Here is a 22,017-nt window from a genome sequence, read left to right as displayed (position 1 = left end):
GCTGCAGCCTAGGGCGCGCCGTCAGGGCCGGGCAGTCCGAGGGGTGCCGACCGAGCGGCGCCGGCCCGGTCACGCGAGTCGATCAGCCCCGCCATCGCCCGGGTGAGCTCGGCGAGGGTGAAGGGCTTCGACATGAAGTCGTCCGCCCCGGACGCGAACGCCCGGTCCCGGGTCTGCCGGTCGGCGTGGGCGGTCAGGATGAGCACGGGCAGGTCCCCGAGCTCGGGGTGCTCGCGGACCAGGGAGCACAGCTGGCCACCGTTCATGCCCGGCATGCTCCAGTCGAGGACGGCCGCGTCGGGTCGTACGTCCTCCGCGGCGGCGATGGCCTCGCGGGGGTCGGCGACGCTGTGGACCTCGTATCCCGCGCGACGCAGCATGAGGGTGACCAGGTCCCTGACATCAGGCTCGTCGTCGACGACCAGCACTCGGTGCATCTCTTCCCCCTCGAGGTGTGGGTACCTGCTCAACCCCGTACCCACCCACGAGGTCACGCCCATCTGGCGGGCCGCATCATTTCAGGAGGGCGACGTCAGGACGCGGGCGGGGCCTCGATCGCGAGCTGCCCGTCACGGCGCACCGCCCGCCGCGGGCCGGGGAGGTCGACCCAGCGCTGCCCGCGCCAGGCGACCAGCAGCCGGTCGACCTCGAGCACGTGCGCGCGGGTGAGCTCCGAGGCCGGCACGCCTGCGTCGAGTGCGGACCGGTGGATCACCCGGTGCCGCAGGGCGGCCGGCTCGGCGGCCAGGGTGTCGACGTCGAGCCCGTCGGGTCGCACGGCCCGTGCCAGCGCCTCGTCGGCCAGCGCCTCGAGCAGCGACGTGTCCTCGCGGAGCTGGTCGGCGGTGCGGGCCAGGGCCCGGGCGACGCCGGGGCCGAGCTCCTCCTCGAGCACCGGCAGCACCCGGTCGCGCACCCGGACGCGGGTGTAGCCGGGGTCGTGGTTGTGCGGGTCGTCCCAGGCGCCCAGGCCCTCGACCTGGCAGGCGGTCACGGTGTCGTCACGGCGTACGCCGAGCAGCGGGCGCGCGAAGACCCCGAACCCTCGGCGCATGCCCTGCAGCGAACGACCGCCCGAGCCGCGGGCGAGGCCGAGCAGGACGGTCTCGGCCTGGTCGTCGAGCGTGTGGCCGAGCAGCACCAGGCGGGCGTCGAGGTGGACCGCGACCTGCTCCAGGACGGCGTACCTCGCCTCCCGCGCAGCGGCCTCGGGCCCGAGGCCGGAGGCGATGTCGACCTCCACCCGGGCGGTGAGCGTCTCGTCGACACCGATCGCACCGAGCTGGGCGACCACGCGCTCCGCCTGCTCGGCCGAGCCGGGCTGGAGCCCGTGGTCGACGGTCACCCCCGCCACCCGCAGGCCGAGCTTGTGACCCTCGAAGACCGCGGCGGAGGCCAGGGCCAGCGAGTCGGCGCCACCACTGCAGGCGACCGCGACGACGTCCCCGGGACCCAGCCGGGAGAGCTCGGCCCGGACGGGCACCCGGACCGCGGCGACCGAGGGGTGGAGCGTCACAGCACGCGGGCGACCCACGCGTCGGGGTCGCTGATCTCGGCCTTCGAGGGAAGCGTCTCAGGGCCGGTCCAGATCGCGTTGAACTCCTCCATGCCGACCTTGTCGACGACGTGGCGCACGAAGACGGCGCCGTCACGGTACTGGGCCATCTTGGCGTCGAGGCCGAGGAGCCGTCGGAGCAGCTTGTCGAGCGAGCCGATGCCCTGGCGCCGTCGGTTGAACTTCTTGCGGATCTGCTTGACCGAGGGGATGACCGTCGGGCCGACGCCGTCCATCACCACGTCGGCGTGGCCCTCGAGCAGCGACATCACGCCGGTGACCCGGTCGAGGATCTCCTTCTGCTCGGGCGACGACACCAGGTCGAGGACGCTGCCGTTGCCGCCGCGGATGGCCTCGGCCCCGCGGCGCAGGCCGTCGAGGAGGGCGCTGGGCTCGATGGTGTCGGCGATGCCCTGCATCTGGGCGAGGAGGTGGTCACCGAGCCACGGGTTCGCGGTGAACTGCACCCGGTGGGTCTCCTCGTGCAGGCACACCCACAGCCGGAAGTCGCTCGGGTCGGCGCCGATCTCGCGCTCGACGTGCACGATGTTGGGGGCGACGAGGAGCAGGCGCCCGTGTGGGGCGAAGAACGGGTCGAACTGGCCCAGCACCTTCGAGCCGAGGAAGCCGAGCATCAGGCCGACCTCGGCGCCGGTGACGCGCGAGCCGATCGCCTCGGCGAACGGAGACGGCCGCCCCTTCTTCTCGGCGACCTTCGCGACGATGGGGTCGAGGATCGTGGCGAAGCCGTCGGCGTTGGCGCGCAGCCAGCCCGGCCGGTCGACCACCAGCACCGGTGCGGTGCCGGGACGCGTCTGCAGGCCCGTGTAGTCGCCGACGAGCGGCGTCGAGCGGGCGGCACCCTCCCGCAGCTCGAGCACGGCCGCGGCGGCCTCGTCGGGGGACACGTCCGGCCCCGGTCCGGCGATCCGGGACCCCACAGTCACGGCGAAGTCCCAGTCGACGAGGTTCATGTCACGACACTAGCCGGGAGCGAAGAATGAGCTCGCGGCGTGGGGCGGGAGGTGGAGCAAGCACGCGACCGGGCTCGCGACTGCGTGTCGAGACCCATCTCCCAGGGGTGGCCGTGGTCTCGGCACGGGCGCCAGGGCGCCCTGCTCAACCGGCGGCGGACGCCGAGCAGCGGCAGGCCGCGATCCTGGCGGCGGCCCGGTCGAGCGCCTCGCGGGCGTCGAGGGAGTCCTCCGGGGCCACCCGGTCGGCCGCGAGCACGAACGCCAGCGGCTGCCCGTCGCGGTCGACCGCGATGCCGGCGAGCGCGTGCACGCCGGTGAGCGTGCCGGTCTTGGCGCGCACGAGGCCGCGCGCGATCGCCGGCCCCCCGGCGAACCGGGAGGTCAGTGAGCCGGTGAAGCCCGCCACCGGCAGCCCGGTGACGATGCTCCGCATCACCTCCCCGTCGGGTCCCGAGGCGTGCTGGATCAGCTGCAGCAGCGTGGAGGTCGAGACCCGGTTGCGACGCGACAGGCCGGAGCCGTCGTACACCTCGTCGCCGCTCACGTCGACTCCGACGCCGCCGAGGGTCTCGAGCACGGCGGCCGCGCCGGCCTCGAAGGAGCCGGTGCCGGAGACCGCCAGGCCGACCTGGTGGGCGACCACCTCGGCACCCTCGTTGTCGCTGACGTCGATGATGCGCTCGGCGACCTCCGACAGCGGCGCGCTCTCGACCGAGGCCAGCTCCTCGGCGCTGCCGGCCGGGTCGGTGGGTGCGCCGACCCGCGTGGGCTGACCGACCACCTCCACGCCGGCGGCACGGAGGGCGTCCCCGAAGACTCGGGCGGCGGCCAGGGACGGGTCGTCGGAGCGGGAGAGGCCGTCGGGGGCGATCCCGCTGTCGACCATCAGCGCGGTGATCGGGCTGACGACGTCGTCGGGCACGTAGTCGCGGCGCCAGGCGGGGTTGTCGCTCGGCCCGCTGAAGAGGCCGTCGTCGAAGCGGACCCGGACCCAGGCCTGCTCGCCGAGGGCCGCGGCGGTCTCGAGGGCGAGCGTGGAGACGTCGGCACGGGCGGGGTACGTCGACTCCGCCTCGGCGACCGCGAGGGGCTGGCTGGCGAGCAGCGGGTCGCCGCCGCCCACGAGCACGACGTCGCGCGGACCCTCGCCGCGCACGACCCTCGTGGTGAACGTGTGGTCGGGGCCGAGCACCTGCAGCGCGGCGCCGAAGGTGAGCAGCTTGGTCGTCGAGGCGGGGAGGTAGCGCCCGTCACCGGAGGTCCAGACCTCCGAGCCGGGCGTCAGCGAGGTCACGGCGCCGACGACGTGAGGGCCGAGGTCGGGGTCGGTGAGCGCCTGCGCGACGGCCCGCTCCACCCGGTCGGGCACCACGGGCGCGGTCACGGCGAGCGGCTCGGCGTCGACCGCCGGCGCCGCCCAGGCGGGCAGGTCGAGACCGGCGGGCGGTGGCACCTGCTCGGGCTCGGTGACCGGGTCGGCGGCCAGCCACGGCAGGTAGCGCTGGCCCCACTCGAAGCGGTACGCACCGACCCCCGCTGCCAGCAGCGCGAGCACCAGGAGGGGTGGCAGCCAGTTGCGGAGGACGTGGCGTACCTCACGTCCCCGATCTTTCGACCCTCTTGCTTCGCGCATCGCGGCCATTGTGCGCGACACTGCCCCCAGGACTTCGCCTCGGGCTCCCGCTCGGGGCGGCAGAGTGACTGAGACGGCCCGAGTGCGTGCCGGGAGTGTGGAGGAAGACGTGGAGAGCTTCGACGTGCTGGTGGAGATCCCCAAGGGTGAGCGCAACAAGTACGAGGTCGACCACGAGTCGGGGCGGATCCGCCTCGACCGCATGCTCTTCACCTCGACCGCCTACCCGGCCGACTACGGCTACATCGAGAACACCCTCGGCCAGGACGGCGACCCGCTCGACGCGCTCGTGATCCTGCAGTCGCCGACCTTCCCGGGCTGCCTCATCGAGTGCCGCGCGATCGGGATGTTCCGGATGACCGACGAGGCCGGTGGCGACGACAAGGTCCTCTGCGTGCCGAGCCACGACCCGCGCCTGGAGCACCTCCGCGACATCAACCACGTCTCCAAGTACGACCGCCTCGAGATCCAGCACTTCTTCGAGGTCTACAAGGACCTCGAGCCCGGCAAGTCCGTCGAGGGCGCCGACTGGGTCGGCCGCACCGAGGCGGAGGCCGAGGTCCGTGCCTCCTTCGAGCGCTTCAAGGCCGAGGGCCACGGCAACGACGTCGACAACCTCGCCGACGACAGCCTCGGCGAGAACGCCTGACCTTCGGCGCTCGCCCCGCGCGGGCCGAGCCGCCGCTGTAACGCCGGGTTGGTGGCTCTTCCCCCCCTGTTGCAACGGGGTGGGTAGAGCCACTAACCCGGCGTTACAGCGTTTCCGGGCCTCAGGCGGCCCGGGCCTGCGACCCCGCGGCCGGCGCGGCCGCTTCCAGGGCCTCGGCCAGGATGTCGCTCACCCGTCCGACGGGGCGTACGTCCAGCTCGGCCAGCAGCTCGGCCGGTACGTCGTCGAGGTCGGGGCGGTTGCGCTCGGGCACGTAGACCGTGCCGAGCCCCGCGCGCTGGGCGGCCAGCAGCTTCTGCTTGAGCCCGCCGATCGGCAGCACCCGGCCCGAGAGCGACACCTCGCCGGTCATCCCGACGTCCGAGCGCACGGGACGCCCGGTGAGCAGCGAGACCAGCGCGGTGACCATCGTGACGCCTGCCGACGGGCCGTCCTTCGGGACCGCTCCGGCCGGGAAGTGGACGTGGATCGACTGGTCGAGTGCGGACGGCTCGATCCCGAGCTCGGTGGCGTGCGCCCGCACCCACGACAGGGCGATCGAGGCGGACTCCTTCATCACGTCGCCGAGCTGTCCGGTGACGGTGAGCCCGGCCGTGCCCTCGGCCGCGGACGTCTCGACGTAGAGCACGTCTCCGCCCAGGCCGGTCACGGCCAGGCCGGTGGCGACGCCGGGCACATCGGTGCGCTCGTGGCTGTCGGGCGTGAAGCGCGCCCGGCCCACCAGGTCCTTGAGGCCGGCCAGGTCGACGTCGAGCCGGTCGACCTCGCCGGTGGCGAGCTTCGTCGCCGCCTTGCGGAACGCCTTGGCCAGCAGCCGCTCGAGCTGGCGTACGCCGGCCTCGCGGGTGTAGTTGGCCGCGAGCTCGGCCAGTGCCTCGTCGGAGACGGTGACCTCCTCGGGCGTCAGCGCGGCTCGCTCCAGCTGGCGGGGCACGAGGAAGTCGCGCGCGATGGCGACCTTGTCGTCCTCGGTGTAGCCGTCGATGGTCACCAGCTCCATGCGGTCCAGCAGGGCCGAGGGGATCTGCTCCACGACGTTGGCGGTCGCGATGAACAGCACGTCGGACAGGTCGAGGTCGAGCTCGAGGTAGTGGTCGCGGAACGTGTGGTTCTGCGCGGGGTCGAGCACCTCGAGCAGCGCCGCGGCCGGGTCGCCGCGGTGGTCGGCGCCGACCTTGTCGACCTCGTCCAGCAGGACGACGGGGTTCATCGATCCGGCCTCCTTGATCGCGCGCACGATGCGACCGGGAAGGGCACCGACGTAGGTCCGGCGGTGGCCGCGGATCTCGGCCTCGTCGCGGACGCCACCCAGGGCGACCCGGACGAACTTCCGGCCCAGGGCGTGCGCGACCGACTCGCCGAGCGAGGTCTTGCCGACACCGGGCGGACCGGCCAGCAGCACGACGGCGCCGGAGCCGCGGCCGCCGATGACCTCGAGGCCGCGCTCGGCGCGGCGGGCGCGGACGGCGAGGTACTCGGTGATGCGGTCCTTGACCTCGTCGAGGCCGTGGTGGTCGGCGTCGAGCACCGCGCGGGCGGCGATGACGTCGTTCACGTCCTCGGTGCGCTCGTGCCACGGCAGCTCCAGGACGGTGTCGAGCCAGGTGCGGATGTAGCCGGCCTCCGGGGCCTGCTCGCTGGACCGCTCGAGCTTGTCGACCTCGCGCAGCGCGGCCTCGCGGACCGCGTCGGGCAGGTCGGCGCCCTCCACCCGGGCGCGGTAGTCGTCGGAGCCGTCCGGCTCTCCCTCGCCGAGCTCCTTGCGGATCGCCGCGAGCTGCTGGCGCAGCAGGAACTCCCGCTGGTTCTTCTCCAGCCCCTCGCGGACGTCCTGGCTGATCTTGTCGGTGACCTCGTCCTCGGCGTCGTAGGCGCGGGTCCACTCGACGAGCAGGCGCAGCCGGTCGCCCACGTCCGGCGTCTCGAGCACCTGGCGCCGCTGGTCGTCGGAGAGGTAGGGGGCGTAGCCGGACATGTCGGCGAGCACGTCGGGGTCGGCGATCCGCCGTACGTTGTCGATGATCTGCCAGGCCTCGCGACGCTCGAGGATGGAGACGACGAGGGCGCGGTAGTCCTCGGCGAGGGCGCGGAGCTCGTCGGTCACCGGCGTCTCCGGGACGGCCTCGGCCTCCACCCAGAGGGCGGCACCGGGACCGGTCACGCCGGCACCGATGGCGACCCGACGCTCGGCCCGGAGCACGGCGGCGGGCTTGCCGCCGGCGAACCGGCCGACCCGGTCGACCACGGCGACGACGCCGTGGGTGGCGTAGCGGTCCTCGAGTCGCGGTGCGACGAGCACGCGGGTGGGCTCGGACTCTGCGTCGGGGCCGGACTCCTTCGCGGAGTCCCTGGCCAGGCGCGCGGCGTCGATGGCCGCGCGGGCCGAGTCGTCGAGCTCGATGGGCACGACCATGCCGGGCAGCACGACCGTGTCGTGGAGGAACACCACGGGGAGCGAGAGGTTCTGCGTCATGTCCTCTCAACACACCTCGCGCCGGTCGGGATTCCGGATCGCGGTTCGCCCACCGCGAACGTCGGCGTCACAGTCGGGCGAGGTCGACCGGGTCGGTGACGGAGCCGAGCTTGTCGGGGTTGCGCACGAGGAACAGCCGCGTCACCACGCCGTCCTCGACGAGCATCGTGCCGACGCCGTCGCGGTGGCCGGCGATGACGAACTGGATCCCGGGCGACCCGTTGAGCCACACCGGCACCAGCTCGAGTGCGTCCGGGGTGACCGCGGTGAGGAAGCGCAGCACCTTGTCGCGCCCGAAGATCGGCCTGAGCGCGGCCTGCACCTTGCCGCCCCCGTCGGTCATCAGCACCACGTCGGGCGCCAGCACGTCCATCAACGACTGCAGGTCGCCCGTCTCGGTCGCCGCGCGGAACCGCTCGATCACCGCGTCGCGCTCCGCGACGCTCACCGCGGTCCGCGGGCGGCGCTCGGCCACGTGCGCCCGCGCGCGGCGGGCGATCTGGCGCACCGCCGGCTCGGACTTCTCGACCGCCTCGGCGATCTCGGCGTACGGCACGTCGAAGACCTCGCGCAGCACCAGCACCGCCCGCTCGACCGGCGGCAGCGTCTCCAGCACCAGCAGCATCGCGGTCGAGACGCTGTCGGCCAGCTCGACGTCCTGCGCCACGTCGGGCACGGTGAGCACCGGCTCGGGCAGCCAGGTGCCGACGTAGTCCTCGCGGCGCCGGGCGAGCGTGCGGAGCCGGTTGAGCGAGAGCCGGGTGGTCATCCGGACGAGGTAGGCGCGCGGGTCGCGCACCTCCCCCACCGCGACGCCGTCCCACCGGAGCCAGACCTCCTGCAGCACGTCCTCGGCATCGGCGGCCGAGCCGAGCATCTCGTAGGAGACCGTGAAGAGCAGGTTGCGGTGGGTGAGGAAGGGCTCGGTCACTGGCCGGCCGCCCCGGCCCGGGCGAGCGGCAGCTCGCAGACGTCGCTGAAGCCCTGCGAGGCCAGACCCATCGCCGAGTTGAAGCGCGAGCGCTCGTTCTCGACGGCGACCATCATGGTCAGCTCCACGACGGCCGCGTGACCGAGCCGGCGGTCGAGGGCGGAGACCATCTCGTCGGTGACCTCGGGCGGGGTCACCGACATCGCCTCGGCGTACGCCATCACGTCGCGCTCGAGGTCGGTGAACACCTCGGACTCGCGCCAGCGCGGCACCTCGCGGACCTTCGACTCGTCGAGGCCCTTGGCGTGCGCCATGAAGTAGCCGAAGTCGAGGCACCACGAGCAGCCGATGACGCCCGCGGCCGCCATCTCGGCGTACGTCTTCAGGTGCGGGTCGAGGGCCTTCCACCGCGCGACCTTCTGCTCGAAGCCGAAGATCGCCCGGGTCACGGGCCGGTGGTGCCAGAGCACGTAGGCGTTGTCGGGGACCTGGCCCCACATGCGCCTCGCCACACGGGTCATGATCGCGCCGTAGACCCCGTCGAGGCTGGCCTGCGGGACGCGGAAGCTGCTGGGCATGTCATCTCCTGGTCGATCGGGTGGATGACAGGGAGACACCGACCGCCGACGATCTGTGACAGGTGCCGGTCACGACACCGCCCGCACCGCGTGGAACCAGCCGATTCCTCCGCTCATCTCGAGTCGTACGTCGAGCGCGCCGGCCTCGGCGAGCCAGCGGACCGCGTCGGTCGAGGAGCACATCGGGCCGAGCACCCGGCCCAGCCGACCGGCGGCGTGGACCAGCTCGTAGCGTCGCTCGATCCCCCGGAAGTCGTCGGCGAAGATCGCACTGCCGCTCAGCGCGGCTCCCGGCTTGAGGACGCGGACCATCTCGGTGAGGGCTCGCTGTGGGTCGGGGAAGACGTGGAGGCCGGTGAAGGAGACGACCAGGTCGAACGTCCCGTCGGCGAAGGGCAGCCGGCCGACGTCGGCGAGCGAGGTCGTGACCTGGCCCGCCACTCCCCGGTCGCGGGCCGCCGCGAGGGTGCGCTCGAGCATCCGTGGCGAGATGTCGGCGGCGACGTAGTCGAGGTGCCCGTCGGGCCGCAGGCCGCGGAGGGCGACCCCTCCTCCGGCCGGCACGTCGAGGACGCGCGAGCCGTCGGGCAGCTCGCCGATCTCGCTGGCGGCGGCGCGGAGACGACGGATGTCGGTGCCGAGCCCGAGCCGCCAGAGCGGCGCGCCGAGCACCGGGTGCTCGATGAGGACCGGGTAGACCTTCGCCCAGAGCGGGTCCTGGCTCCACGCCCCGACGAGCCCTCGTGGCAGGCGCATGATCAGGCCGCCGGCCGGCCCGGGAGGCCCGCGAGGAAGGCCTCGACGGCGCGGGCGACCTCGAGGTGGATCTCGGCGGTGCGGACCGCGTCGGGGGTGGCCATGGCGTGGTCGGCGTCGGTCACCTCGAGCAGCCGGCAACCGGCGTCGGCCAGCTCGCGGGCGACGGCGCGGTCCCAGAGCTCGTCGGCCAGGCCACCGACGAGGAGCTGGCGGCCGGGGTTGGCCGCGATCGCCTCGGCCACCGCGGGGTCGACCAGCAGCGGGGTGAGCCAGATCGCGTCGAGCCCGCGCTCGGCGGCGTACGACGCGGCGCGGGTGCCGAGCGACTTGCCCACCACCAGCACGTGGTCGGCATCCTCTGCCGCGTGCGCCGCCGCGACGTGACGGCGTACCCATGGCTCGGGGTCCTCGGCGTCGCCGCGCGCAGTGGTGTCCCACCACAGCTGCTGGACGGTGAAGCCGTGCTGCAGCAGCGCGACCCGGGTGAAGTCGAGCAGGGGGTTGCTGGGCGAGTACGCGCGGCCGGGGGCCACCAGCGCGAGGCCCCGGCTGGCCCTCGACGGCTCGAAGCGAGTGGGCGACCCGCCGAAGGTCATCGGACCGGTCCCGTGTCGGTCCAGCCGAGCAGCTCGGGGCTGCGCAGCACCTCGTCGGGCACCCCGAACGCGTCCACGAGGTCGACGGCGAGCGGACGGACCTTGCGGCACAGCGCGTTGACCTCGCGGGTGAGGGCCTTCGAGCGGGTGCTGGACAGGCGCCCGTGCTCCATGAACCAGGCCCGGTCGGCCTCGATGGTGCTCAGCGCGTGGAGGTCGCAGAGCAGGTCGAGCGCGACCTTGAGGTCGCCGTCGGGGAGCGAGGCGGTCCTGGCGACGAACGCCTCGAGCACCAGCCGCTCGGTGTGGGCGCGGGCGGCGGCGATGACGTGGTCCTGCACGCGGGAGAAGACGGCGCCGGGATCCTCCCCCTGGCCGATGCCGTGCTTGAGCCGGCGGGCCACGCCGCCGATCATGTGCTCCTCGCGGAAGCGGAGCATGGCGAGCTGGTAGTTCGGGTCGAGCAGCCCGGCCTCCTGGTCCCACCTCTCGCCGCCGGGGAGCAGGTCGCGCACCGACTGGACGAGCTTGTGGACGGCGGTCCGCTCGACGACCGTGTCGACCGCCAGGCCGGCGACGAAGCGGGCCATGCCGAGCTGGTCCATCTCCTCGAACTCGCCGGCGTAGTCGGTCAGCAACCCCTTGGCCACGAGCTGGAGCAGCACGTGGTTGTCGCCCTCGAAGGTGGTGAAGACGTCGGTGTCGGCCTTGAGCGCGGCGAAGCGGTTCTCGCTGAGGTAGCCGGCGCCGCCGCAGGCCTCGCGGCACTCCTGGATGGTGCGGGTCGCGTGCCAGGTGCCGAGCGCCTTGGTGCCGGCGGCGCGTGACTCGAGCATCCGGCGGGCGTGCTCGTCGTCCTCCTCCCGGGAGAAGACGTCGTGCAGCTGGCCCGCCACGACCTCCTGGGCGAGGTGCAGCGCATAGGTGCGCGCGAGCAGCGGCAGCAACCGGCGCTGGTGCATGCCGTAGTCGAGGAGCACCTGCTCCCGGTCGGGCTCGGTCGCCTCGAACTGACGACGGCGCACGGCGTAGCGAACGGCGATGGTGAGGGCGACCTTGGCGGCGTTGATGCCGGCGCCGCCGACGCAGACACGGCCCTGGACGAGGGTGCCGAGCATGGTGAAGAAGCGCTTGTCGGCGTTGTCGATCGGCGAGAGGTAGCGGCCCTCGGGCGTCACCTCGGCGAACCGGTCGAGCAGGGCGGTCCGCGGCACCCGAAGACCGTCGAACCAGATCCGGCCGTTGTCGACGCCGTTGAGGCCCGTCTTGGGGCCGCAGTCCTCGACGCGGACGCCGTCGACGACCTGCCCGTCCTCACGGATCCGCACGACGAAGGCGTGCACGCCGTGCCGCTCGCGCGCCTCTGCCTCGCCGATGTCGAGCTGGGCGAACACGACGGCGAGCTCGGCGTGGGCCGCCGCGTTGCCGATGTAGTCCTTGCGGCTCGCGTCGTCGGGGGTGGCGATCACGAACTCCTGGGCCTCGACGTCGTACGTCGCGACGGTGCCGAGGGCCTGCACGTTGGAGCCGTGCCCGGTCTCGGTCATCGCGAAGCAGCCCATCGTGCGGCCGGCGACGACATCGGCGAGGTGGGCGTCGTGGTGGGGCTTCGTGCCGAGCTGGAGGATCGCGCCACCGAAGAGCCCGAACTGCACGCCGACCTTGACCAGGACCGAGAGGTCCCCGAACGCGAGGGTCTCGAAGGCGGCGACCGAGGCGCCGATGTCGCCGCCACCGCCGTACTCCTCGGGGAAGCCCATCCCCGTCTGGCCGGTGCCGGCCATCGTCACCACGACGTCCAAGACCCGCTCGCGGAAGTCGGCGGTGGTCATCTGCTCCGCGTCGAGCAGGACCTGCGCGTGCTCGACGAGGTCGGTGCGCACCAGGTCGCGGACCTCGCGGTAGGGCCCGTCGAGCAGCACGCGCACGGCGTCGACGTCGACGTCGGGCTGGCGGTAGCCGTCGGCCTCCGTCGTGGTCTCCGCCTCCGGCGCCTGCTCCTGTGCCGTCATGGCCCCAACGTAGCCATCCGGGTAGGTTCACGGCGATGAACGCGTCCGCCGCTGCCACTCCTCCAGGGGAGATGGCCTACAACTACGCGGTCGTCGGCGTGCAGAAGGGCGGTACGTCGACGCTGGCGGTCACGCTCAACCAGCACCGGCTGGTGTGCCAGCCACCCGACAAGGAGCGGCACTACTTCGACGACGAGACCGTCGACTGGTCGGCGCCGGACCACGCCCGCGACTACACCGCCCCGCGTCGGGCGCCGGTCCACCAGCTGCTCGGCGACGCCTCACCGACGTACCTCTACTGGCCGCACGCGCTCGAGCGGATGCGCGCCTACCAGCCCGACATGCCGCTGATCGCGGTCTTCCGGGACCCGCTCGAGCGACTGTTCTCCCACTGGGTGATGCTGCGCTCGCGCAACCTCGAGTGGCCCGACTGGCCCGACTTCCTCACCGAGTGGCCGCACACCTCGCTGCCCGACGAGGTGCCTTCGCCCGACGAGGTGCGCACCATGCGGTGGCGGCACATGACCGGCATCGCGCGCGGGTTCTACGGCGAGCAGCTGCAGCGCGGCTTCGAGCTGTTCCCGCGACAGCAGTGGCTGCTGCTCGAGCTGAGGCAGATGCTCGGCGACTTCTCGGCGACGGTCGAGCGGACCACCGACTTCCTCGGGCTGCCGCGCTTCGAGCAGGTGCCGCCCCTGCGGAACTGGCACGCCGGCGCCGAGCAGGTCCCCGGCACCGCCCCCACCGGTGACGACCTGGCCCGGGTCGCCGAGGTCTACGCCAGGGACCTCGCGCTGTTCGAGGAGCTCTCCGGGATCGACACCTCGGCCTGGCCGACCCGGCTCGTGCTCGACGGCGACCTCGATCCCGCCGAGCTGGCCGCCCGGTTCGCGCGAAAGGTGCGCTGAGCCTCGCGTCGGGGCTGGAGTCACCGGATATCCGGTGACCACCCCGCTTTGCACCCGAGATCTGGGGGGCGAAGCGGGAGACCTGGGTGCGAAGCCTCAGGGACGGGCGAAGAAGGTGGGCGCGCGCCAGGAGTACATCGACTCCTGGCTGACCGGGCGCCCGGTGCGCGGTGCGTGGATGATCTGCCCGTCGCCGATGTAGAGCGCGACGTGGTAGATCGAGCCCGGGCTGCTCGACGATCCCCAGAACACGAGGTCCCCGGGTGCGAGCTGGCTCGCGGAGATCTTCGTCGACTCGGAGTACTGGGCGACCGAGTAGTGCGGCAGCGACTTGCCCGCCTGCGCCCAGGCCACCGAGGTGAGGCCGGAGCAGTCCCAGGAGTCCGGGCCGGCCGCGCCCCAGCGGTAGGGCTTGCCGATCTGTGACTGCGCGAACGCGATGACGGCGGTGGCGTCGCCCGTGGCCGGGGGCGGCTCGGGGGTCGGGGTGGGCGCGCTCGTGGGCGTGCTGGTCGAGGTGGGGGTGGGCGTGGGGGTGGGCGTGGGCGTGGGGGTCGGCGTCTCGGTCGGGGTCGCCGTCGGCGTGCTGGTGGGCGTCGGGGTGGGTGTGCTGGTCGGGGTGGGCGTCGGAGTGGGCGTCGGTGTCGACTGCTGCTCCTGCTCCTGCTGCGCCTGGGCCTGGGCCTCCGCCTCTGCTTCGGCCTCCGCCTGGGCTGCGGCTGCTGCGGCGGCAGCTGCCTGCTCCTCGAGTGCCTGCTGGCGCTTGCCTGCCAGGCGGACGCTGATGCCCTTGAGCTCGGCGAGCTCGGCGATCAGGTCGGACTTCGTCGCCGCGATGGAGGCGCTCAGTGCGCCGGCGTCTGCTTCCGCGGCGGCGGCCTCGTCGCGGGCCGACTCGGCCTCCTGCTCGGCGGCCTCGGCCCGGTCGCTCGCCTGCGTCGCGGCGGTGGCGGTGGCTTCGGCGACGGCAGAGGAGGCGACGTACGAGCTGTACTGGTCGTCGAGCGCCTCCGAGGTGTTGCCCATCGTCACCGAGCGGTCGATGAGCGAGGAGATGCCGTCCGCCTCGACGACCGCAGCGAGGCCCTGGACCTGCGAGGCCTCCTCGTAGGACTGCACCACGGTGTCGGCGTACAGCTGGCGCTGCTCGGCGACGTCGGCCCGGGCGGCCTCGGCGGCGGCGTCGGCCTGCTCGGACTCCTCGCGCGCCTGTTCGGCGCGCCAGCGGGCGCCGTTCCACGCCTCGGCCGCCTGCCCGGCGGTGTCGCCCGCGGCGTCGAGGGCGAGGTTGGCCCGGATCAGGTCGGCCTGCACCGCGGCGACGTCACGTCCCTTGTCCGCGACGTGCTGCTCGGCTTCGGCGACATCCGCCTCGCTGGGGACCACCTGGTCGCTGGGGTCGTCCTTCGCGAACGCCACGCCGTGCCCGCCGACCGCGAGCCCGGCGACCAGCACGAGCGCGCTCGCCCACCGCGACGTCGTACGACGCGGGTCCGGCAGGTGCTGGGGTGCTGCGAAGGGCACGGGGGTTCCTCTTCGGGTGTCGGGCCCGTGCGACTTCCCCTTCGCACGGGCAACTCGAGGCACGTTAGTGAACTTTCGTCACACGGGGAACAGTTTTCCCAAGAATCTCAGAACTCGTCGGCGTGTCGGCTTGCGAACTACATCGATGTCATTCTCGTGCCTGGTCGGGGCTGGAGTCACCGGATATCCGGTGACCACCCCGGTGAGCACCCGAGATCTGGGCCACCAAGCGGGAAACTCAGGCGCGAAGCCGCTGTGGGGCGCGGTTGTCCACAGATGCACCGAGACAGGCGTACGGGCTCGGGCGCGAGGGCATCGGGCCTACATGACAAGCCCACGCATCGACCTCGACGGTGTCGTACGCCTGCGCCGCGACCTCCTCGCCAGCGGCATGACCGACAACCAGATCGACCGGCTGGTGCGAGCCAAGGCCCTCAAGCGGATCCGCTACGGGGCGTACGTCGACTACGCGGCGTGGGACGAGCTCACGCCCGAAGATCGGCACCGGCTGCTCACCCGCGCGGTCCTGGCGCGGGCTCACAGCGAGACGGCCGTGACCCACGTGTCGTCACTCGTCGAACGCGGGATACCGCTGTGGGGCTTCTCCCTGGACGTGGTCCACACGACCCGAACGGGTCCCGAGCGCGCCGGCCGCCAACAGCGTGACTGGGTCCCGCACCGCGGCGTGCTCGAACCTGACGACCTCGAGGAGCTGAACGGCGTGACGGTCAGCGTCGCCGCACGCTCGGCGTTCGAGGTGACGACCATCGCCGGTGTCGAGGCTGCACTCGTGGCGGTGAATCGGCTACTGCACGCGAAGGCCATGACGCTCGAGGACTTCAAGGAGCAGGCAGAGGTGCACCGCGACTGGCCCGGCAGCCTGACGACCAACCTCGTCCTTCATCTCGCCGACGGTCGCCTGGAGTCCGTGGGTGAGGACCGCTTCAGCTACTTGGCGCACGCCCAAGGCCTGGTGAAGCCCGAGCCGCAGGTCGAGATCTTCGACGAGGGCGGCCTCATGGTGGCTCGGGTCGACTTCGCGTGGCCGGATCTCGGGGTGTTCCTCGAGTTCGACGGGCGGATCAAGTACGAGCGCTACCGCAGGCCGGGCGAGACGCTCGAGGAGTTCCTCGTCCGCGAGAAGGAGCGCGAGGAGCTGGTCTGCCAGCTCACCGGCTGGACCTGCATCCGGATCGGCTGGGCCGCCCTGGCCCGCCCCGAACAGCTGGCGGCCAGGATCCGGCGCGTGATGGCATCCCGCAACAAGCTGGCGTCCTGACGCCCGGGTTCGCACCCGAGTCCCCCGCTTGGTGACCGAGATCTGGCGTGACAAGCGGGGTGGTCACCGGATATCCGGTGACTCCAGCCCAGACGGGCAGGGGCGTACGCCGCTCACTCGGCGTCGACGGGCACCTGACGCGTGGTGGAGGTCGGGTGCGAGGCGAGCCCGTGTCTGTCGAACTTCTGCCCGGAGGCGAGCCCGCCGAGCCAGAAGGAGAACAGGGCGATCACGACGCCAGCGAGGTCGTCGGCGATGTAGTGCCAGCCGAAGTAGAGGGTGGCGACCACGGTGATCGAGAAGTTGACCCAGAAGACGATCCGGATGAGCCGGTTGCGCAGCGTGTACTGCACCATCAGCGCGACGAGCAGGGTGATCGCGACGTGGAGCGACGCGAAGCCCGCCACCGACTGGACCGCGCCCTCCGCGCCGTCGCGGATCACGCCCTTGCGCCCGTAGAACAGGGCCTCCATCAGCGCGCTCGACCCGGTGTCGGGGAGGTCGGTGTAGAGGTAGCTGTACTGGAAGCCGGGGCCGAGCGTCGGGAGCGCGTAGTAGGAGGCCGTGCCGAGCGACCAGGCCAGGCACTGCGAGGTGGCGAACCAGTAGCCGAAGGTGATGTTGCGCGACCACACCAGCCAGGCCGCCAGGGCCAGCGGCACGAGCGGCAGGAACCAGAGGTAGATCGTGGAGAGGATGTGCGGCGCGATCGAGGTGCCGAAGATCGCGTGGAGGATCGTCGCGGGCTCGTGGCCGAACATCAGCGCGCGGTCGATGAGGTGCAGCTCGCGGTCGTACTTGTCCTCGCCCATGATGAAGGGCAGGAACGACTTGAGGTTCCGGTAGCAGACGTAGGTGACGTAGAAGGACACCAGCCCGAGCACCACCAGGATGATCCGCTCGCGGTCCCAGTGGGTGCGGATCCGTTCCCGCGCGATGTCGAGCATCAACGGCGGCTTCAGCCGGGAGTACCACAGCGTCCGCGGGAGCAGGTCGAGCAGGAACGCACCGAGGACCAGAAGCGGGAGGCGCAGCCACGACGGGCCGAGGAAGCCCTCGGGGTCGACGAGCGGCCGGTTCAGCGTGATCGCGGCCGTGACGGCCAGCACCCCCATGGTGCCTGCGACCCCGACGAGCAGGGCATAGGCAGGTCTGTACACAAGGAGTCAGTCTAGGGACGCGTCAAGCCTGGCCCACGATCGGCAGCACCGCGAGGCGGGTCACATCGACTCGCAGGGTGACCTCGTCGCCGGGCGCCACCCGGCTCCCCAGCGGGGCCACCGCGTCCACGGCCCCGATCCCGTCCCCCGCGACGACGAGGCGCACCTGCTCCGGCGTCACCCGCGCCGACTCCACCACCCCTCGCACCGGGCCCGCGGGGTCGAGGACCAGCGCCGAGCGCCGGAGGGCGACGGCGTACGACGACCCGAGTCCCGCCGCGGCCAGCACCCGGGTCGCTGCCTCGTCGCGCAGGACGCGGGCGTAGCCGAGGAAGAGCGCGGTGTCCTCGTCGACCGGCTCGCGCCAGACCTCGTCGATCGCACCGGACTGCACCACCCGGCCCGCGCGCATCACTGCGAGGCGGTCGGCGAGCGCGAACGCCTCCTCGTGGTCGTGGGTGACGAGCAGCGCGGTCGTCCCGGCCGCCTGCAGGATCGAGCGCAGGTCGCCGGCGAGCCGCTCGCGCAGCGTCGCGTCGAGGGCCGTCAGCGGCTCGTCGAGGAGGAGCAGCCGCGGCTCGACGGCCAGCGCGCGGGCCAGGGCGACCCGCTGGCGCTCGCCGCCGGACAGGGTGCCGGGCAGCCGCTCGGCGTACCCCGAGAGCCCGACCAGCTCCAGCAGCTCGGCGACCCGGGCCACCACCTGCGCGGACGGGACGCGACGGAGCCTGAGGGCGTAGGCGACGTTGCGGGCCACCGAGAGGTGGGTGAAGAGCTGGCCGTCCTGGAACATCAGCGCGAACCCGCGCTTGTGGGTCGGCGTGCCGGCCAGGTCGGCGCCGTCCCACGAGATCGAGCCCGCCGTGAGCGGCTCGAGGCCCGCGACGGCGCGGAGCAGGGTGGACTTGCCGCAGCCCGAGGGGCCGAGCACCGCGAGCACCTGCCCGGAGTCGAGGTCGAGCGAGACGTGGTCCACCGCAGTGGTGTCGCCGTAGCGGACGGTGGCGTCACTGGTCGCGAGCATGGTGGTCATCTCCTAGAACGCTCCCACGCCGGGCACACGCAGGCGCTCGACGGCGATCATCACGACGGCGGTGGCGACGGCGAGGACGACGGAGGCGGCGAGCGCCATGCCGTAGTTCATCTCCCCCGGGTGGCCGATCAGCCGGAAGATCACCACCGGCAGCGTCGGGCTGGTGTCGCGGGCGAGGAACGAGGTCGCTCCGAACTCGCCCAGCGACGCGGCGAAGGCGAACCCGCTCGCCGCGAGCATCGGCTTCCACACCACGGGCAGGTCGACGGTGAGCAGCGTGCGCCAGGCCGACGCGCCCAGCGAGGCGGCCGCCTGCCGCTGCCGGTCGTCGATGCCGCCGAGGACCGGCGTCAGCGTGCGGACCACGAGCGGGAGGGCGACCAGCGCCTGCGCCATCGGCACCAGGAGCGGCGAGTCACGCAGGTCCAGCGGAGGCTGGTCGAGGGTGATCAGGAAGCCGAAGCCGAGCGTCACCGCGCTGACCCCGAGCGGCAGCATGAAGAAGCCGTCGAGGGTCGAGCGCACCCGGCGCTCGGCCGCCGAGTGCGAGCGGCGGGTGACGATCACCGACACCGAGACGCCGATCAGCAGAGCCATCCAGGTCGCGTCGACGGCCGTGCGCAGGCTCGTCACCAGCGCGGTCGTCACCGGCACGAGCAGCGCCTGCCCGTCGCCGGCGGTGGTGAGCGCGCGGTAGTTGTCGAGGCCCCAGCCGTCGCCGACGCTCAGCGAGCCGAGCACCAGGGTGGCGATCGGCAGCAGCATCGCAGCCAGCACCAGCAGCGTCAGCGCGAGCGCCGGCAGGTCCCCCCGGCGTACGGTCCGCACCGGGGTCACCGCGCGCAGGGCGGTCGGGTCCGGGGTCGCGCGCAGCCGCGCCGCCACGGCGAGGAGCCCGACCACCACGACGATCTGCAGCACCGACAGCGCCGCGGCCGCCCGGAGGTCGAAGATCGTGGTGGTCAGCAGGTAGATCTCGGTCTCGACGCTGGAGTAGCGCACGCCGCCGAGGGTGAGCACGATGCCGAACGCGGTCGCGCAGAAGAGGAAGACGATGCTCGCGGCGCCGACGATCGCCGGTCGCAGCGCCGGCAGCGTGACGGTCCGCAGCACCTGCCGGGGCGAGGCCCCGAGCGCCGCGGCTGCCTGGCCGGGGCGCGGGTCGAGGGACTCCCAGGCCACGCCGACGGTGCGGATCACGACGGCGACGTTGAAGAAGACGAGGCCGCAGACGATGGCGACCGGCGTGCCGTCGAGCCCGAGGAAGCCGAGCGGCCCGCCCTCCCCCAGCAGCTGGCGGAAGGCGACGCCGACCACGACGGTCGGCAGCACGAACGGCACGAGCAGCGCCGCGCGTACGACGGTGCGGCCGGGGACCGCGAGCCGGTGCAGCACGAAGGCGGCCGGGACCCCGAGGCCCACGGCGACCAGCGTGGCCACGCCGGAGGTCCACACGGTGAACCACGCGACGCGGTGCACCCGCGGACGCGCGAGCACGTCGAGCACCGCCCCCGGGGCGAAGCGGCCGTCGGCGACGAAGCCCTCCGACACCATGCCGGCCACCGGCAGGACGAAGAGGACGCCGAGCACCAGCACCGGCCCGGCGGCCAGGAGGAGGAGGCCGGCGATGCGCCTCACCGTCGGGTCCCCGGGTGTCGACACGGGCGCCGGGGCGCCCTGCTCGACCGGCGGGCCCTCTCAGCCGGTTGAGCAGCGAGGAACGAGCGTGCCGAGACCCAGGAGCGTTCCCTCATCGGGAGATGACGTCGGTCCACTCGGTCAGCCACTGCTCGCGGTCGGCCGAGATCTCCTCGGGCGAGACCTCGTAGGGGTCGGTGGGCTGGGGCGCGAACGTCGCCCAGTCGTCGGGGATGGTCGCGCCGGGCATCACCGGGAAGACGTACATCGACTCCGGCAGCGCGCTCTGCACCTCGTCGCTGAGCAACCAGTCCACCAGCGCCTGAGCCCCCTGCGGGTTCTCGGCGCCGGCCAGCACACCGGCGTACTCCACCTGGCGGAAGCAGGTGTCGAGCAGCGCGGCGGTCGTCGTCCGGCCGCCCTTCACGGTGAAGGCGGGCGAGGAGTCGTAGGAGACGACGATGGGCCGGGTGCCGTTCTTCGCCGCGGCCGTGAAGTCGCCGTAGTAGGCGTCCTCCCAGCCGTCCACGATCTTCGCGCCGTTGGCCATCAGGTCGCTCCAGTAGTCCGGCCAGTCGTCGCCGTACTCCGCGACGGTGGCGAGGAGGAAGGCCATGCCGGGGCTGCTCGTCGACGCGCCGGGGGTGACCAGCAGGTCGGCGTACGCCGGGTCGGTGAGGTCGGCGAGCGTCCTCGGCGGGGCGAGGCCCTCCGCGTCGAACCACGAGGTGTCGACGTTGACGCACACGCTCGCGGAGTCGATCGGCGTGAGCCGGTCGCCGCCCTCGGGCAGGGCGTACTCCGCGGGCGGGGTGACGCTCGACGTGAGCTCGGCGAACGCGCCCTCGTCGAGCGGGCGGGAGGCGAAGGTGTTGTCGATGCCGAACGCCGCGTCGGCGATCGGGTTGTCGGCGGTCAGGCTGAGCTTGGTGGCCAGCGTGCCGGCATCCCCCGCGGCCCGGACCTCGAGGGTGTAGCCGCTCTCCTCCTCGAACGCCTTCACCAGCTTCTCCGGCAGGTGGAAGGACTCGTGCGTGGCGAGGACGACGGTGCCGCCGGGCTCGCCGGGCGACGTCGAGCTCTCGGCGGCGGTCGTGCCGCCGTCCCCGCCCCCGGCGAGGCTGCAGCCGGCGAGGACCAGTGCGGAGGTTGCTGCGAGGGCAGCGCGGACACGTACGTGCTTCATCTGGACTCCCTATCGCCGGTGCTAACCGGATCAGGTTCATAGGGTCTGCGGCTGGTCCGCACTCTCAGCACGCCTGCGCGTGCTCCCCTGTCTTGTGTGGGCCCAGCCTAGCCCGGCGCCTGCAGCGACCTACGCTGCGTCCATGCCGAGCCTCCGCCACCAGCTGCTGGCCGCCGTCGTCCCCCGGATCCGCGGATCGCGCGACATCGACGACGAGCAGGCCGAGCGCGACCGCGTCGAGCGCTGGCACCGCACCCTCGACCGCACCTTGCCGACCCGGGCCACTCCGGGGTTCGCGAGGCGCTGGGCGGTCACGGTCGAGGACCTCGGCTTCCCGTCGTACGTCCTCGAGCCGCGGCACCGGCGGGCGCGACGCACCCTGCACTACGTCCACGGCGGCGGCTTCATGGCGCCGATCGACGCCTTCCACGTCCGCTACGCCACCCGTCTGGCCGATCGGATCGGAGCACGGGTGGTGCTTCCGGACTACCCGCTCGCGCCGGAGCACACGTGGGCCGACTCCCACGACGCGCTCGTCGAGGATGCTGCGCGGTGGGCCGCTCGCGACGGCGGCGCCGTCCTGGCCGGCGACTCCGCGGGCGGCGGGCTCGCGCTCGCGATGGCGCTGTCGGTGCGCGATCGTGGCCTCACCGCGCCCACCCACCTGGTGATGCACGCCCCGTGGGTCGACCTGACGACCTCGACCGCGGAGGAGACGAGGGCCGCCGACGCGATCGACCCCTGGCTCTTCCACGGCAAGCTGCTCGCCTACGCCGAGTGGTGGGCGGGCTCCGCCGGCGACCTCGGCCGCCGCGAGGTGTCCCCCGCGCTCGCGGACCTCTCCGGCCTGCCGCGGGCGATGGTGCTCTACGGCACCCGCGACCTGCTGCACCCGGGCTGCCGCCTGCTCGCGCGCCGGGCCGCAGAGGCCGGGTGGGACCTCATCGCGGTCGAGGAGCCCGACCTGATCCACGTCTACGGACTGCTGCCCCTCACACCGGAGGGTCGGCGCGCGATGCGGCAGGTGGTCGGCTTCGTCGGCTGACCGACTGGTCTAGTCCGACAGGCCTCCGTGCTCCACAGGCCGGTAACAGGGCGGACGTTC

The 22,017-nt window shown here is 72.8% G+C and carries 19 protein-coding genes and 1 riboswitch; of the genes, 4 read left to right on the top strand and 15 right to left on the bottom strand.

Going from position 1 to position 22,017, the window contains the following annotated elements:
- Window positions 1-8 precede the first annotated feature (8 nt).
- From IEZ25_RS14045 to dacB, 4 genes are all read right to left on the bottom strand, one after another.
- Complete coding sequence (locus IEZ25_RS14045) at window positions 9-437, bottom strand: response regulator (RefSeq protein WP_191200053.1); 429 nt, start codon at window positions 435-437, stop codon at window positions 9-11.
- Between the two features lie 95 nt (window positions 438-532).
- Window positions 533-1,516 (bottom strand): tRNA lysidine(34) synthetase TilS, encoded by a 984-nt coding sequence (gene tilS, locus IEZ25_RS14040; RefSeq protein ID WP_191200052.1) that lies wholly within the window; start codon window positions 1,514-1,516, stop codon window positions 533-535.
- Window positions 1,513-2,529 carry a zinc-dependent metalloprotease gene (locus IEZ25_RS14035; RefSeq protein WP_191200051.1) on the bottom strand — a complete coding sequence of 339 codons (1,017 nt, stop codon included), beginning with the start codon at window positions 2,527-2,529 and terminating at the stop codon, window positions 1,513-1,515. Before IEZ25_RS14035 ends, tilS begins: the two co-directional genes overlap by 4 nt.
- 145 nt (window positions 2,530-2,674) lie before the next feature.
- The gene (gene dacB / locus IEZ25_RS14030) at window positions 2,675-4,165 is read right to left on the bottom strand and encodes a D-alanyl-D-alanine carboxypeptidase/D-alanyl-D-alanine endopeptidase (protein WP_191200050.1); all 1,491 of its coding nucleotides are present in this window, start codon (window positions 4,163-4,165) and stop codon (window positions 2,675-2,677) included.
- Window positions 4,166-4,229: 64 nt separating this feature from the next.
- Here dacB and IEZ25_RS14025 point away from each other — a divergent pair, with 64 nt between their 5' ends.
- Complete coding sequence (locus IEZ25_RS14025) at window positions 4,230-4,814, top strand: inorganic diphosphatase (RefSeq protein ID WP_425572754.1); 585 nt, start codon at window positions 4,230-4,232, stop codon at window positions 4,812-4,814.
- 121 nt (window positions 4,815-4,935) lie between these two features.
- Here IEZ25_RS14025 and lon read toward each other — a convergent pair whose 3' ends face one another.
- The 6 genes from lon to IEZ25_RS13995 all read right to left on the bottom strand — a co-directional run bounded on the left by lon (window position 4,936) and on the right by IEZ25_RS13995 (window position 12,184).
- A complete protein-coding gene (lon, locus tag IEZ25_RS14020) occupies window positions 4,936-7,308 on the bottom strand; it encodes an endopeptidase La (protein WP_191200048.1) in 2,373 nt (790 codons plus the stop codon).
- A gap of 67 nt (window positions 7,309-7,375) precedes the next feature.
- On the bottom strand, window positions 7,376-8,239 hold the full coding sequence (locus IEZ25_RS14015; protein ID WP_318152233.1) for an RNA polymerase sigma-70 factor: 864 nt from the start codon (window positions 8,237-8,239) through the stop codon (window positions 7,376-7,378).
- Entirely contained in the window at window positions 8,236-8,817 is a 582-nt protein-coding gene (locus IEZ25_RS14010) for a carboxymuconolactone decarboxylase family protein (RefSeq protein WP_191200047.1), read from the bottom strand. Before IEZ25_RS14010 ends, IEZ25_RS14015 begins: the two co-directional genes overlap by 4 nt.
- A gap of 69 nt (window positions 8,818-8,886) precedes the next feature.
- Entirely contained in the window at window positions 8,887-9,573 is a 687-nt protein-coding gene (locus tag IEZ25_RS14005) for a class I SAM-dependent methyltransferase (RefSeq protein ID WP_191200046.1), read from the bottom strand.
- Between the two features lie 2 nt (window positions 9,574-9,575).
- Entirely contained in the window at window positions 9,576-10,172 is a 597-nt protein-coding gene (locus IEZ25_RS14000) for an alpha/beta hydrolase (RefSeq protein WP_191200045.1), read from the bottom strand.
- Window positions 10,169-12,184 carry an acyl-CoA dehydrogenase family protein gene (locus IEZ25_RS13995; RefSeq protein WP_191200044.1) on the bottom strand — a complete coding sequence of 672 codons (2,016 nt, stop codon included), beginning with the start codon at window positions 12,182-12,184 and terminating at the stop codon, window positions 10,169-10,171. Before IEZ25_RS13995 ends, IEZ25_RS14000 begins: the two co-directional genes overlap by 4 nt.
- Before the next feature lie 35 nt (window positions 12,185-12,219).
- On the opposite strand from IEZ25_RS13995, the gene IEZ25_RS13990 reads away from it, so the two are divergent.
- Window positions 12,220-13,092 carry a sulfotransferase domain-containing protein gene (locus tag IEZ25_RS13990; protein WP_191200043.1) on the top strand — a complete coding sequence of 291 codons (873 nt, stop codon included), beginning with the start codon at window positions 12,220-12,222 and terminating at the stop codon, window positions 13,090-13,092.
- A gap of 96 nt (window positions 13,093-13,188) precedes the next feature.
- Here IEZ25_RS13990 and IEZ25_RS13985 read toward each other — a convergent pair whose 3' ends face one another.
- Window positions 13,189-14,616: a C40 family peptidase gene (locus IEZ25_RS13985; protein WP_191200042.1), complete on the bottom strand. Its 1,428-nt coding sequence runs from the start codon at window positions 14,614-14,616 to the stop codon at window positions 13,189-13,191.
- 325 nt (window positions 14,617-14,941) lie between these two features.
- Here IEZ25_RS13985 and IEZ25_RS13980 point away from each other — a divergent pair, with 325 nt between their 5' ends.
- Window positions 14,942-15,895: a hypothetical protein gene (locus tag IEZ25_RS13980; RefSeq protein ID WP_191200041.1), complete on the top strand. Its 954-nt coding sequence runs from the start codon at window positions 14,942-14,944 to the stop codon at window positions 15,893-15,895.
- A 113-nt stretch (window positions 15,896-16,008) separates the two neighbouring features.
- On the opposite strand, the gene IEZ25_RS13975 is transcribed toward IEZ25_RS13980, so the two are convergent.
- The 4 genes from IEZ25_RS13975 to IEZ25_RS13960 form a co-directional block, all read right to left on the bottom strand.
- A complete protein-coding gene (locus tag IEZ25_RS13975; protein WP_318152232.1) occupies window positions 16,009-17,055 on the bottom strand; it encodes a phosphatase PAP2 family protein in 1,047 nt (348 codons plus the stop codon).
- A gap of 22 nt (window positions 17,056-17,077) precedes the next feature.
- Window positions 17,078-18,088 carry an ABC transporter ATP-binding protein gene (locus IEZ25_RS13970; RefSeq protein ID WP_224748979.1) on the bottom strand — a complete coding sequence of 337 codons (1,011 nt, stop codon included), beginning with the start codon at window positions 18,086-18,088 and terminating at the stop codon, window positions 17,078-17,080.
- A 3-nt stretch (window positions 18,089-18,091) separates the two neighbouring features.
- Window positions 18,092-19,726, bottom strand: a complete 1,635-nt coding sequence (locus tag IEZ25_RS13965; RefSeq protein ID WP_318152231.1) for an ABC transporter permease — start codon at window positions 19,724-19,726, stop codon at window positions 18,092-18,094.
- Window positions 19,727-19,838: 112 nt separating this feature from the next.
- Window positions 19,839-20,912, bottom strand: coding sequence for a thiamine ABC transporter substrate-binding protein (locus IEZ25_RS13960; RefSeq protein ID WP_191200040.1), 1,074 nt, complete (start codon window positions 20,910-20,912; stop codon window positions 19,839-19,841).
- Window positions 20,902-21,011: riboswitch (TPP riboswitch) on the bottom strand. (Overlaps the previous gene by 11 nt.)
- A 43-nt stretch (window positions 21,012-21,054) precedes the next feature.
- Here IEZ25_RS13960 and IEZ25_RS13955 point away from each other — a divergent pair.
- Complete coding sequence (locus IEZ25_RS13955) at window positions 21,055-21,957, top strand: alpha/beta hydrolase (RefSeq protein ID WP_191200039.1); 903 nt, start codon at window positions 21,055-21,057, stop codon at window positions 21,955-21,957.
- Window positions 21,958-22,017: the final 60 nt, after the last annotated feature.

Source organism: Nocardioides hwasunensis (genome assembly GCF_014779665.1).
GTDB classification, from domain to species: domain Bacteria; phylum Actinomycetota; class Actinomycetes; order Propionibacteriales; family Nocardioidaceae; genus Nocardioides; species Nocardioides hwasunensis.
The sequence above is the reverse complement of the archived record's forward strand: the minus strand, read 5'-3'. Positions and strand labels throughout refer to the sequence as shown.

Coding starts and splice junctions, on each gene's coding strand:
- IEZ25_RS14045 (WP_191200053.1), bottom strand. CDS start 437: ATGCACCGAGTGCTGGTCGTCGACGACGAGCCTGATGTCAGGGACCTG.
- IEZ25_RS14035 (WP_191200051.1), bottom strand. CDS start 2,529: ATGAACCTCGTCGACTGGGACTTCGCCGTGACTGTGGGGTCCCGGATC.
- dacB (WP_191200050.1), bottom strand. CDS start 4,165: ATGCGCGAAGCAAGAGGGTCGAAAGATCGGGGACGTGAGGTACGCCAC.
- lon (WP_191200048.1), bottom strand. CDS start 7,308: ATGACGCAGAACCTCTCGCTCCCCGTGGTGTTCCTCCACGACACGGTC.
- IEZ25_RS14010 (WP_191200047.1), bottom strand. CDS start 8,817: ATGCCCAGCAGCTTCCGCGTCCCGCAGGCCAGCCTCGACGGGGTCTAC.
- IEZ25_RS14005 (WP_191200046.1), bottom strand. CDS start 9,573: ATGCGCCTGCCACGAGGGCTCGTCGGGGCGTGGAGCCAGGACCCGCTC.
- IEZ25_RS14000 (WP_191200045.1), bottom strand. CDS start 10,172: ATGACCTTCGGCGGGTCGCCCACTCGCTTCGAGCCGTCGAGGGCCAGC.
- IEZ25_RS13995 (WP_191200044.1), bottom strand. CDS start 12,184: ATGACGGCACAGGAGCAGGCGCCGGAGGCGGAGACCACGACGGAGGCC.
- IEZ25_RS13990 (WP_191200043.1), top strand. CDS start 12,220: ATGAACGCGTCCGCCGCTGCCACTCCTCCAGGGGAGATGGCCTACAAC.
- IEZ25_RS13980 (WP_191200041.1), top strand. CDS start 14,942: ATGACAAGCCCACGCATCGACCTCGACGGTGTCGTACGCCTGCGCCGC.
- IEZ25_RS13970 (WP_224748979.1), bottom strand. CDS start 18,088: ATGACCACCATGCTCGCGACCAGTGACGCCACCGTCCGCTACGGCGAC.
- IEZ25_RS13960 (WP_191200040.1), bottom strand. CDS start 20,912: ATGAAGCACGTACGTGTCCGCGCTGCCCTCGCAGCAACCTCCGCACTG.
- IEZ25_RS13955 (WP_191200039.1), top strand. CDS start 21,055: ATGCCGAGCCTCCGCCACCAGCTGCTGGCCGCCGTCGTCCCCCGGATC.